This is a genomic window from Flavobacterium magnesitis (assembly GCF_041729735.1).
Classification (GTDB): Bacteria; Bacteroidota; Bacteroidia; order Flavobacteriales; family Flavobacteriaceae; genus Flavobacterium; species Flavobacterium magnesitis.
Genome location: NZ_JBCFQK010000014.1, coordinates 91793 through 103634, shown reverse-complemented (window position 1 = coordinate 103634; position 11842 = coordinate 91793). Strand labels below are relative to the sequence as shown.

General features: G+C 33.7%; 13 protein-coding genes. 8 read left to right on the top strand and 5 right to left on the bottom strand.

What is annotated here, in order from left to right; all coding sequences use genetic code 11:
• From AAGV33_RS10935 to scpA, 7 genes are all read left to right on the top strand, one after another.
• Window positions 1-625: hypothetical protein (locus tag AAGV33_RS10935; protein WP_373392054.1), on the top strand; the 625-nt coding region annotated here is incomplete at its 5' end.
• Between the two features lie 171 nt (window positions 626-796).
• Entirely contained in the window at window positions 797-1150 is a 354-nt protein-coding gene (locus tag AAGV33_RS10930) for a type II toxin-antitoxin system RelE/ParE family toxin (protein WP_373392053.1), read from the top strand.
• Complete coding sequence (locus AAGV33_RS10925; protein ID WP_373392052.1) at window positions 1140-1430, top strand: helix-turn-helix transcriptional regulator; 291 nt, start codon at window positions 1140-1142, stop codon at window positions 1428-1430. Before AAGV33_RS10930 ends, AAGV33_RS10925 begins: the two co-directional genes overlap by 11 nt.
• Window positions 1431-1534: 104 nt before the next feature.
• On the top strand, window positions 1535-2143 hold the full coding sequence (gene udk, locus AAGV33_RS10920) for a uridine kinase (RefSeq protein WP_373392051.1): 609 nt from the start codon (window positions 1535-1537) through the stop codon (window positions 2141-2143).
• A gap of 96 nt (window positions 2144-2239) precedes the next feature.
• The gene (locus AAGV33_RS10915; RefSeq protein WP_373392050.1) at window positions 2240-2566 is read left to right on the top strand and encodes an FtsB family cell division protein; all 327 of its coding nucleotides are present in this window, start codon (window positions 2240-2242) and stop codon (window positions 2564-2566) included.
• 27 nt (window positions 2567-2593) lie between these two features.
• Entirely contained in the window at window positions 2594-3958 is a 1365-nt protein-coding gene (locus tag AAGV33_RS10910) for a methylmalonyl-CoA mutase subunit beta (protein WP_373392049.1), read from the top strand.
• 39 nt (window positions 3959-3997) lie between these two features.
• The gene (scpA, locus tag AAGV33_RS10905; protein WP_373392048.1) at window positions 3998-6163 is read left to right on the top strand and encodes a methylmalonyl-CoA mutase; all 2166 of its coding nucleotides are present in this window, start codon (window positions 3998-4000) and stop codon (window positions 6161-6163) included.
• Between the two features lie 45 nt (window positions 6164-6208).
• Here scpA and AAGV33_RS10900 read toward each other — a convergent pair whose 3' ends face one another.
• From AAGV33_RS10900 to dapF, 5 genes are all read right to left on the bottom strand, one after another.
• Window positions 6209-6847, bottom strand: a complete 639-nt coding sequence (locus AAGV33_RS10900) for a peptidoglycan-binding protein LysM (RefSeq protein ID WP_373392047.1) — start codon at window positions 6845-6847, stop codon at window positions 6209-6211.
• Between the two features lie 96 nt (window positions 6848-6943).
• Window positions 6944-7825, bottom strand: coding sequence for a DUF2279 domain-containing protein (locus AAGV33_RS10895; RefSeq protein ID WP_373392046.1), 882 nt, complete (start codon window positions 7823-7825; stop codon window positions 6944-6946).
• A gap of 32 nt (window positions 7826-7857) precedes the next feature.
• On the bottom strand, window positions 7858-8898 hold the full coding sequence (mltG, locus tag AAGV33_RS10890; protein WP_373392045.1) for an endolytic transglycosylase MltG: 1041 nt from the start codon (window positions 8896-8898) through the stop codon (window positions 7858-7860).
• A 10-nt stretch (window positions 8899-8908) separates the two neighbouring features.
• Window positions 8909-9442: a GNAT family N-acetyltransferase gene (locus tag AAGV33_RS10885; protein WP_373392044.1), complete on the bottom strand. Its 534-nt coding sequence runs from the start codon at window positions 9440-9442 to the stop codon at window positions 8909-8911.
• A gap of 25 nt (window positions 9443-9467) precedes the next feature.
• Window positions 9468-10250 carry a diaminopimelate epimerase gene (dapF, locus tag AAGV33_RS10880; protein ID WP_373392043.1) on the bottom strand — a complete coding sequence of 261 codons (783 nt, stop codon included), beginning with the start codon at window positions 10248-10250 and terminating at the stop codon, window positions 9468-9470.
• A gap of 136 nt (window positions 10251-10386) precedes the next feature.
• Between dapF and AAGV33_RS10875 the strand changes: the two genes are divergently transcribed.
• Window positions 10387-11787 carry a trypsin-like peptidase domain-containing protein gene (locus AAGV33_RS10875; protein ID WP_373392042.1) on the top strand — a complete coding sequence of 467 codons (1401 nt, stop codon included), beginning with the start codon at window positions 10387-10389 and terminating at the stop codon, window positions 11785-11787.
• Window positions 11788-11842 lie beyond the last annotated feature (55 nt).

Sequence of the window (11842 nt, the reverse complement as noted above, 5' to 3'; positions counted from 1 at the left end):
AATAATAATTTCCTATTTTGTATACGATAGAATCATCAGAATTAAAGAAAACATTCTACCTGATTTCACAACAATTGCAAATGAATTATGGATAATAATTCTAATTTTCATTTTCCAATTAACTAATAATATTAATGTTTCTCAAAGCGGAACAATTAGAAGAAAAGAAAATTATCTAAAATCAAGATATAAACATTTTAGTAAACTTTATGGAGAGTTAATTAAAGATATAACTAAAAACGAAGCCTTAGAATCAGTCACTTATGCAGTATTGATTTATGAAGATTTCAATCGTCCGAAAATTATACGAATAATTGAAAATCTAAAACATAGATTTTCTAATAAAAGTCACACATTAGGCGTAATGCAAGTTAAAAGTGATAAACTTATAAATGAAAAAGAAAGTGTAATATTAGGAACAACAAAAATTGTAAATAGTTACAATAAATACATTAAAGAAAACTCTGTTGAAGGAGAAGAAATTTATGAATGGAATATAATTAACAGTATTATATCTGATTACAATGTTGGTTCTGAATATTCACATGAAGTATACGAATTGAGTTATGAAATTAGAAAAACATTCTATCCAAATTCAAAAGATAATTTAGGTTATGTTGAATAAAAACTGACTAAAACTAAAATCAAACAACCTACTCAATTAACTTCATGAAATCCCCACGCAGCCGTAGAAATCCTTTTGTGTGGTTGGTAAAGCTATGCAAAATAGTTATAAAAGAAACAAAAAACAAACAGAAAAATTGCCAAATAGTAACTTTTAAGTTACCTTTGAAAAATGAAAGTACGTAAAGTTATAGCTTACAAAAACTACTTTGAGGAATTTCTCTTGGAACAGCCAAGGAAAGTTCAAGATAAAATATTTAAGATTATTGAAGCTATTGAAACTCTCGAACGCATTCCGTCGAATTATTTAAAATCGATGGAAGGAACTAACGGTCTTTATGAAGCCAGAATACAATTAGCTTCAAATATTTGGAGAGTTTTTTGTTTTTTCGATAACGGCAAACTTGTAATTCTCCTCAATGGCTTTCAAAAGAAAACGCAAAAAACACCAAAGAATGAGATTGAAAAAGCGTTACGTTTAATGAATCAGTATTATCAAGAAAAATCAAATGAAAATGGAAACTAAAAGTTGGAAAGAAATTAAAGATACTGTTTACGGAGAAAAAGGAACAGAAAGACGCGATGAGCTGGAAAGAGATTTTAGTGGCTTTAAAATTGGCTTGCAATTAAAAAAAGCACGTGAAGAAAAGCATTTAACTCAAACCGAACTTGGCGAACTTGTGGATAAAAAACGAGAATACATTTCCCGAATAGAAAACAATGGAAGCAACTTAACTTTAAAAACCTTGTATGATATCGTCGAAAAAGGTTTAGGAGGAAAAGTTACTATTCAGATTGAAATATAAGACATTATTTTTCTCTCAAAATCCACCAACATTTCATCCCAAAACCAAAATATACTCCCAATTAAATTCCTATTTTTGTTGGGTAACAACAACAAAACCATTTTATGCTGATTATAGGAATTGCAGGCGGAACAGGAAGTGGAAAAACAACGGTCGTGCACCAAATCATGAATCAATTGCCTGATGCCGAAGTGGGCGTTATTTCTCAGGATTCCTATTATAAAAAAACGACCAATTTAAGTTATGACGAACGCGCTTTAATCAATTTTGATCATCCCAGAGCTATCGATTTTGACTTATTAGTCACTCATTTGCAAGAACTCAAAGCAGGCAAAACCATTCAGCAACCCGTTTATTGTTTTGTTACACACAACCGAACCGAAGACAGCATTACCACACATCCCCGAAAAGTATTGATTGTAGAAGGCATTTTAATTTTGGCACATCTGGAATTAAGAGATTTATTTGACATCAAAATCTACGTTCATGCCGATGCTGACGAGAGACTCATTCGCCGTTTAAAAAGAGATATTGCTGAGCGTGGTCGCGATATGGAAGAAGTTTTAAATCGCTATCAGCAAACCTTAAAACCCATGCACGAACAATTTATAGAACCCACAAAAGCTTTTGCCGATGTTATTATCCCAAACAACAAATACAACACCGTAGCCATAGACATGCTACGCACGGTAATAAATCAAAAAATTCTATAATTTTATTGTATTTTTATAATAACACACTAAAATACTAATGCCGTTTTACTTTTATCTAAACCTGATTTGAGTTTAACCTGAGATAAAAAACAACTAATGAAGAATCCATATAAAGACAAAGGCTGGTTTAAATTTTTGAGTAACAAATACATGTGGTCTTTGTCCTTTTTTGCCGCCTGGATGATTTTTTTAGACAATTATTCTTATTTCGATCATCGCATTTTAGACAATCAGATTGAAGAATTGGAAGACAACAAAACCTATTATCAGGAAGAAATTAAAAAAGACGAAGCGCAAATCAAGCAGCTTAAAAATCCTGAACAAATTGAAAAATATGCCCGCGAAAAATACTATATGAAAAAAGATAGTGAGGACATTTACATCATCGAATTTGAAGGTGACACAATTGAAAAAAAAGAATAAACCTGATCTATTAAAATCAAACTAAAAATGGCAACTAATCTATTCGAAGATTTCGACCCGGTTTCATCAAAACAATGGAAACAAAAAATCCAGTTTGAGCTTGATGGAGCGGATTATAATGAAACCTTGGTTTGGAATTCACCAGAAGATATTAAAGTAAAACCCTTTTACCATCGGGATGATTTTAGTAAAACCATTACCGCTGCCACAAAAGCATCTCAGTTTAAAATTTGTCAAAATATTTTTGTTTTTGATGTCGAAAAATCCGTAGAAAGAGCCTTGGATTCTTTAAAAAGAGGAGCCGAAAGCTTACGATTTACCATCGAAAATGATTCTGTTGACATTCAAAAACTACTAGAAAAGCTTCCGCTAGAAAACACAGCAATTCATTTTGACCTGAAGTTTTTATCCGTTGATTTTATTTCGAAAATAAATACTATTGTTGAACAAAAAAAGTCCACTGTATTTTACAATCTGGATCCTATTGGGCAATTAGCCAAAGAAGGAAATTGGTTTACTACCAAAGAAAAAAACAATTTCGAAACGCTACAATTGCTTTCAAAAGTCACTAGAGACAGTTCTTTGATTAGTATTGATTCGGCTTTGTATCAAAATGCAGGTGCGAATATTGTCCAGCAAATTGCTTATAGTCTGGCTCACGCCAATGAATATTTGAACCGAATCCCAACAATTCATCAAGCCATTGTTTTTGAAGTTGCAGTTGGAACTAATTACTTTTTTGAAATAGCCAAATTGCGTGCCCTCCGATTATTATTCCAATTGATTGCTAAAGAATATTACCACGACAGCGATTGCCATATTTTAGTAACCCCCACAAAACGCAATAAAACATTGTATGATTACAATATAAATATGTTGCGAACCACGACTGAATGTATGTCGGCAATTCTGGGTGGAGCAGATACAATTACCAACTTGCCGTACGATTCCATTTACCATAAAAACAATGAATTTGGCGACCGAATAGCCCGAAATCAATTACTGATTCTGAAAAACGAAAGTTATTTTGATAAGGTAAATAACCCTGCCGATGGCAGTTATTATATCGAAACCCTAACGCAGCAACTAGCTGAAAAAGCTTTGACTTTGTTTAAAGAAATTGAAGCCAATGGCGGTTTTTTAAAGCAATTGAACGACGGAATTATCAAAAGAAAAATTCAGGAAAGCGCTGATAAAGAGCAACATTTTTTTGATTCGGGAAAAGAAATTCTTATTGGAACCAATAAATATTTGAACCCAAAAGATAAAATGAAAGAGCAGATTGAATTGTATCCTTTTGTAAAAATAAAGCCCCGAAAAACCCTGATTACACCAATTATAGAAAAACGATTAGCAGAAAAATTAGAACAAGAGCGGCTGGCTTCAGAATAATTCAGTATTCCATAAAACAAATTTGCAAAAGCATTTCAAATGATTCGAAAAGACCTCAAACATATTCAACTCGACAATCAAAAATTCGAAGCTAATTCTAGCTTTGAATCTCCTTTTGCAAAAGAAAAAACAGATACTACTACAAATAATTTTGTTACAGCCGAAGAAATCGAACTTCAACGAAATTATTCAGAAAAAGATATTGAAGATTTGGAACATCTTGACTTTGCTGCTGGATTCCCTCCTTTTCTCCGCGGACCTTACACTACGATGTATGTTCAAAAACCCTGGACTATTCGTCAATATTCGGGTTTCTCCACTGCTGAAGAAAGCAATGCGTTTTATAGAAAAAACATTCACGCAGGACAAGAAGGACTTTCTATCGCTTTCGATTTGGCAACCCATCGCGGCTATGATTCGGATCACGAACGTGTAGGGGGAGATGTTGGAAAAGCGGGAGTTGCCATAGATACGGTAGAAGATTTCAAGATATTATTTGACCAAATTCCTTTAGATAAAATGTCGGTTTCCATGACTATGAATGGTGCGGTTTTACCCATTATGGCGTTTTATATTGTCGCTGCCGAAGAGCAAGGAGTCAAACCAGAACAACTTTTGGGAACCATTCAAAATGATATTCTTAAGGAGTTCATGGTGCGAAATACTTATATTTATCCACCTGAGGCTTCGATGAAAATAACGGCTGCTATTTTTGAATATACCAGCAAAAAAATGCCCAAATTTCATTCGATATCCATATCGGGTTATCATATGCAGGAAGCGGGAGCCACCGCCGATATTGAATTGGCTTACACACTTGCCGATGGATTAGAATATGTGAGAACGGGACTTTCGACAGGTATGAAAATCGATGAATTTGCTCCGAGATTATCTTTCTTCTGGGGAATTGGAATGAATCATTTTATGGAAATTGCCAAAATGAGAGCGGCAAGAATGATTTGGACTAAACTAATTAAAACCTTCAATCCCAAAAATAGCAAATCACTTACTTTAAGAACGCATTGTCAAACTAGCGGTTGGAGTTTAACAGCTCAGGATCCGTTTAACAACGTAGCCCGTACTTGTATTGAAGCTTCGGCGGCAATTTTTGGTGGAACACAATCGCTTCATACTAATGCCTTAGATGAAGCCATGGCATTGCCTAGCGATTTTTCGGCAAGAATAGCCCGAAATACCCAATTGTTTTTATTGGAAGAAACGAAAATTAGTAAAACGGTTGATCCCTGGGCAGGAAGTTATTATGTGGAAAGTTTAACCAATGAAATTGCAGAAAAAGCCTGGAAACTAATTGAAGAAATCGAAGCTCTTGGCGGAATGACCAAAGCATTAGCCACTGGAATTCCAAAATTGCGAATCGAAGAAGCCGCCGCCAGAAAACAAGCTCGCATCGATAGTGAACAAGATATTATTGTAGGCATCAATAAATTTCAATTAAAAAAAGAAGTATCTTTAAATATCTTAGATATTGACATTGAAAAGGTTAGAAAACAACAACTAGGTCGTTTACATCAAGTAAAAACCAACAGAAATACTTTAAAAGTAAAAGAAGCTTTAGAAAAAATTACTGTTTGTGCCCAAACTGGAGTTGGAAATTTACTGGAATTAGCTATTGATGCTGCTCGAGAAAGGGCTACATTAGGCGAAATTAGTCAGGCATTAGAAATTATTTTTGGAAGACATAAAGCGCAAATTAAATCTTTTAGCGGTGTGTATAGTAAAGAAATCAAAGAGAATAAAAGTTTTGAAAAAGCAAGACAACTAGCAGATATTTTTGCCAAGCAAGAAGGTCGTCGTCCAAGAATTATGGTTGCAAAAATGGGACAAGACGGACACGATAGAGGGGCGAAAGTAGTTGCTACAGCATTTGCCGACATGGGTTTTGATGTTGACATTGGTCCACTTTTTCAAACTCCAATCGAAACTGCCAAACAGGCTATGGAAAATGACGTTCATATATTAGGCATTTCCTCTCTTGCTGCTGGTCATAAAACATTAGTTCCGCAGCTTATAGAAGAACTACGAAAACTAGGTCGAGAAGATATAATGGTTGTAGTAGGCGGGGTGATTCCAACGCAAGATTATCAATACCTTTTTGATGCTGGTGCAGCTGCGATTTTTGGCCCAGGAACCAACATTAGTAAAATTGCTTTGAAAATTCTAAGCTTATTTATCAACGAAGAATAAAAAAGAAGCCATTTGTTATGGAACAAATGGCTTCTTTATAATAAATTAAAGCGTAACTACCGCATTAACATTTGGCTGGATAAATGAGGTATCATAACCTCCAAATGCTTTTAAATAACTCTGTATCGAGGTACCGTATGCATCCTTAATATACCTTTTCCCATTACTTCTAAAGTATTTTTTTACAGAACCAGCACCACCAAGATGAGCTGCTGCTAAAATTCCCGATTCAGTTATTAAAATACCGTTTACGACCTTTCCGTCGTATTTTTCAATAACATCCCGTAAAATGGATTTGTTTTTGGATAATAAAGCAACAAATGCTTTTTCTTGTAGTTTAGGACTTTTTAGGAATTTTTGAGTATCATGAATTCCAATAGACCTTAATGTTTGATTTCCAAACTGGTACTTTCCTAAATACCCTAATGAGTTTACTTTTTTATACTTGTTTTGAGATTCTCTAAATCCTATTGCTTCTTTGAATGCAATGAATAAATTTCCTGTATAAGGAATATTTAAACTCGTATAATCCTCTTGTTTGAGTGATGGAAATTGGTACTGTGCTCCATCATTATTTGTTCTCAAAAACCACTCTTTTGTATCTAACTTTAGTGGTTTAAAACTGTAACTTAAAAAGACAATAATTACAGTTAAGCTGGTGTAAAAATACCATTTTTTTCTCATAAATTGTTTTTCTTCTCAAGCTGTCACCTCGAAAAATTTCTGCATGCAAAGATACAACTTTTTTCATAAAACTGTAAATCAGCCTGTTAAAGCTTTCTAAAAATAGAAGATATGAGTTCTAAACCCCTCGTTAGCTGTATATTCCAAAGTAGGTGCAGGAATTTTTAAAACAGAAAAAACAGAGAATAAAGTCTTTAAAAAATGAGATTTTGTTTCAATTTTCGTCAGATCCAGATCCAAACTCAGATAAAATTGTCGTGATCTGGGCCAATTTTCGTTCGAAATAAAAGCAGAATTTTCTCCTTTTCCACTCAACATTCCATCTACTCCATAACCGATAGCGACATTTAAAATTTTAGGAATTTTTGAATCTTTAAAAAAGGATTTTAAATTAGCCGACAACCAATAGGTTTGACCATTATAATCTTTTAGAATTTGTTCGGAAAAACTGCTTCCTAAAACTTCTGGTCGGTATTTTGAATATTGCGTAGTGTGAAAAGAAAACTTAGGTGTAACGCGCTGCTCTTTCCAAAGCAATTCCTGAGAAACATACAAAGCTGTTCCGGTAGCATTAGCGATTACATCGCATGGTGAAGCGCCCCATTCTGCAGAAAATCCATCGAGTGCTTCTACAGCTGTTAAAAATGCAAATCCTAAACCAGCTCCATAAATCAATTGTTGCTTAGAACTGGCGCCGCTCCATTGTAGCATTTCTCTACCCAATCGACCAAGATGATAGGAGGAGTAAACGTGACCTGCTTTATCCATTTGCAACCATTCCTGATTGTCATTGATAAAACGAAACTTTGATCTGGGATAATCAGCATACCACAACTGATTTAGACCAACCAAAGCAACTGCCGAAACGGCTACTTCTGAAATAATAACTGCCTTTGCTCTTTTCGAATTCAAAGTATCCGAAGGTTTTAAAAAGCGTTGTAGTCCATTTTGAGCAATACAATTGGAAATAGTAAACAAAAAACAAAAAAATAAAATGCTTCTCTTCAAAACTACCTCTTAACTCCCTGGCTATTAATCCAATTAGAATATTTCTTAGCATTAACATTGTGTTCTGCTAAAGTAGCAGCAAATTCGTGGTAGCCAAAACGTTCTACACTAGCACAGAAATAGATGTAATCATTCTTTTCTGGTTTTAAAACAGCTTCAAGCGCTGTAATATCTGGCATAGCAATAGGTCCCGGAGGAAGTCCGATCACTTTATAAGTGTTGTATGGTGAGTTTAAAAATAAATCTTTATAAAGAACTCGCTTTATAACCTGATTGAAATCATCATCCAGTTTCTTTTTAGCATAAATTACTGTAGGATCTGCCTGAAGTGGCATTCCTAATCGCAGTCTATTCAAGTAAACTCCAGCAATTCTTGGTCTTTCGTCTTTTTTAATTGATTCTTTGTGTACAATGGAAGCCAATGTGGTTGCTTCTGTAAGTGTCAATCCTTGTTTTTTAGCATTCGCAACTCGTTCCTCATTCCAAAAATTACGATATTCCTTAATCATTTTATCTCTAAACTTCTCTGCCGAAGTATTCCAGTACACTTCATAAGTATTGGCAATAAACATCGATAAAACATTTTCCTCGGTAAAATCGTTTTCTTTTAAAAAGATAGAGTCTTTAAATGAATTTAGCAAAGACAAACTATCCGCTTCAATTTGTGAACCCACACGACCTGCAAGATTTTCAATTCGCTCTTGGTTATTAAAAGATAGTTTTACAGGAACATTGTATCGCATGGCTTTTACCAATTTGTAACTATTCATTCCTTTAGTCAATAAAAAACGCCCTGATTTTACATTTTCAGGATAACTCATTTTATTGGCCACCATTTCAAAATGATCTATATTATCTACATAAAGAGCTAATGAATCCAGTGCTTGCTCATAAGTAGCATCAGTTGGAATATGAACAAAGACTTCTTTCTCAGTGAATTTTGTATTATTTGAAAATATTTGTCCAATTAAAACAAAACCATAAATAATCAATCCCGAGATAACAACAATGGAAACGATTGAAATAATTTTTTTTGTGCTCAAAACTAAAAATTTAAAATTGTTGATTAATTAACTGATAGATGGCTTCGTCTTGATACACTCCATTGATAAGATTCCAATCCTTTTTTACACCTATACATTCAAAGCCAAATTTAGCAAAAAGAGCTTTACTTGCTTCATTTTGAATACTAATATTTGCATACAATTGATGTAAATTCAAATGCTTAAAAGAATATCGAATTAATAAATCTAAAGCTTCAGAACCTATCTTCTGATTTCTATAAACACTATCCTGAATAAGAATCCCTACACCTGCTCTATTATTTTTGGGATCAAAATCAAATAAATCAATCAATCCAATAGCTGGAAAATCCTGATCTTGGCAAATAGCCAATCGCAATTGTTTGGCTTCATAAATATCCTGATGGGCATTTTCAAGATATTGTCGAACTAAAAAGCGGCTGTACGGCGTTTGAGTATTACTCACTTCCCAGATACTTTCATCATTCTCCATTGCATATACAAACTCCAAATCATTAGGTTCGAGTGCCCGAAGATATATATTTTCGCCTTTTAATGTTATCATGGAAAGTTGAGTAATTTTCTGGAAATTAAATTTCAATTGTACCTTCAAAAACAAATTTTGCAGGACCGTTTAGAAAGACATTTATATATTTATTCCCTTCTTTTTCAAAAGAAACCGATAATTTCCCTCCTTCAACATTCATATTGATTGCAGTTAAATCCGTTTGACCAATTGCATTCATAGCAATCGCAGCAGCTGTTGCTCCAGTTCCACAAGCTAAAGTTTCGTCTTCTACTCCACGCTCATAGGTACGAAGTGCAAAAGTTGCCTCGTCAATTTTTTTTACAAAATTGATATTACTTCCTGTTTTGCCGTACAATTCTCCATATCGAATAGCAGCTCCATTTTCTTTTACATTGTAATTTTCTAAATCATCCACTAATTGCACATGATGCGGCGAACCTGTATTTAAAAAGCTGTAATCCGGGTTTATTTTTATCCCATCAACATCAATCATTTGTAAAGAAACAATTCCGTCTGGATCGACAGAAGCATGATGCAATCCATCAATGGCATTGAAAGAAGTAGTATCACCAATTACATCCAATTGTTTCGCAAAAGCCACCAAACATCTTCCACCATTCCCGCACATCGTACTTTGATTTCCATCTGAATTGTAATACACCATCTTGAAATCAGTGGTGGCATCATTTTCGAGCAAAATAAGTCCATCAGCTCCAATTCCGAATCGTCTATCACAAAGACGCTCAATAAGTTTCGTATTTTCTTTTGGGAAAAATTCGGAACGATTATCAATCATTACAAAATCATTTCCAGTACCTTGATATTTATAAAATTGTATTAACATTATTTCTAATTTTGTTTTACAAAAGTACGAACTATTAATGAAATGTTAATCACTGTTAAACAGCGTTAAAGTGTTTTTTAACATCCCTTTTTCGCTTTAAATTTACTTAACAAATAACACAAAAACGATCTCTATTATGAAACGATTTTCTAATCTATTTTTAGTGGCTTTACTAAGCGGAGCCACAACATTAGGGGCATACAAATTATTATTTGACAATGGCGGTTATTTTTCGAATGACAAAAAAACAATAACGACATTAGCCTCTGAAAATTATACAAAAAGAGTAGGTTTATCTTCGGATGTACTCGATTTTACAGAAGCGGCAGATAAAACCATACACAGTGTTGTTCACGTTAAAAACGTATCGTATCACAAAGTAAACAATCCTATGCTCGAATTTTTCTACGGTTACAAAGGTGGACAATCTCAAGAACAAGTGGGAACAGGTTCAGGTGTAATTATCTCTGAAGATGGCTATATTGTAACCAATAATCACGTTGTTAGAGACGCTTCGGAAATTGAAATTACCTTAAACAATAGGAAATCATACACCGCAAAACTTATTGGAACCGATTCTAAAATGGACATTGCCCTTTTAAAAATTGATGCCGATGAAAAGTTACCTTACACTCCTTTTGGAAATTCTGATGATGTAAAAGTGGGCGAATGGGTTCTGGCAGTAGGAAATCCATACAATTTAACTTCAACAGTAACGGCTGGAATTGTTTCGGCGAAAGCCAGAAATTTAGGAACTGATGGCATTCAATCTTTTATCCAAACAGATGCGGCAGTAAATCCTGGAAATAGTGGTGGCGCATTAGTAAATACTCGCGGCGATTTAATTGGAATTAATACCATGATTACTTCGATGACAGGTTCTTATGTAGGTTATTCTTTTGCAGTTCCATCTAATATTACTCGAAAAATAATCGAAGATATTATGGAATTTGGTAATGTACAACGCGGAATTCTTGGTGTTGAAGGTGGCGAATTAAACTCTAGTGCTTCTAAAGAATTAGGTGTTAAACAAACCCAAGGTTTCTACATTAATAATGTTAGAAAAAATACTGGTGCAGATAAATCAGGTTTACGAAAAGGTGATATTATTGTAAAAATTGACAATCAAAATATTTCCACATTTGCTGATCTTTCTGGATACATAAATACCAAAAGACCAAATGATAAAGTAGCGGTAAGCATTATTAGAGATGGTGAAACTAAAATTATTCCAGTAATCTTAGGCAAAAACGAATTTTTTAGTACTGAATTTAAAGGAATGGAGCTAGAAAACATTTCGAGTGCTGATAAAAAGAAATTTAACGTAAATTATGGAGTAAAAATCAAATCGATTAAAAACGAGAATTTAAGTGAATATGCTGATGAACTGACTGGAAATATCATATTAAGTATTGATAACATTAAAGTAAACGATATTGAAAGTGCTTCTAAACTTTTAAACAGTAAAGACGAGCGACAAAGTGTTAGAATTGAAATGATTAATAAAAACGGAGAAATCATTAGAATCATTATTTAATAATTATCCTATAAATCGAACCCATAAAAGCCAGTTTAAAACTGGCTTTTATTTT

Excerpts from the sequence above, each read along its gene's own strand:
- udk (WP_373392051.1), top strand. The coding sequence starts at position 1,535 with ATGCTGATTATAGGAATTGCAGGCGGAACAGGAAGTGGAAAAACAACG.
- AAGV33_RS10925 (WP_373392052.1), top strand. The coding sequence starts at position 1,140 with ATGGAAACTAAAAGTTGGAAAGAAATTAAAGATACTGTTTACGGAGAA.
- AAGV33_RS10875 (WP_373392042.1), top strand. The coding sequence starts at position 10,387 with ATGAAACGATTTTCTAATCTATTTTTAGTGGCTTTACTAAGCGGAGCC.
- AAGV33_RS10900 (WP_373392047.1), bottom strand. The coding sequence starts at position 6,847 with ATGAGAAAAAAATGGTATTTTTACACCAGCTTAACTGTAATTATTGTC.
- AAGV33_RS10915 (WP_373392050.1), top strand. The coding sequence starts at position 2,240 with ATGAAGAATCCATATAAAGACAAAGGCTGGTTTAAATTTTTGAGTAAC.
- AAGV33_RS10930 (WP_373392053.1), top strand. The coding sequence starts at position 797 with ATGAAAGTACGTAAAGTTATAGCTTACAAAAACTACTTTGAGGAATTT.
- AAGV33_RS10885 (WP_373392044.1), bottom strand. The coding sequence starts at position 9,442 with ATGATAACATTAAAAGGCGAAAATATATATCTTCGGGCACTCGAACCT.
- AAGV33_RS10910 (WP_373392049.1), top strand. The coding sequence starts at position 2,594 with ATGGCAACTAATCTATTCGAAGATTTCGACCCGGTTTCATCAAAACAA.
- scpA (WP_373392048.1), top strand. The coding sequence starts at position 3,998 with ATGATTCGAAAAGACCTCAAACATATTCAACTCGACAATCAAAAATTC.
- dapF (WP_373392043.1), bottom strand. The coding sequence starts at position 10,250 with ATGTTAATACAATTTTATAAATATCAAGGTACTGGAAATGATTTTGTA.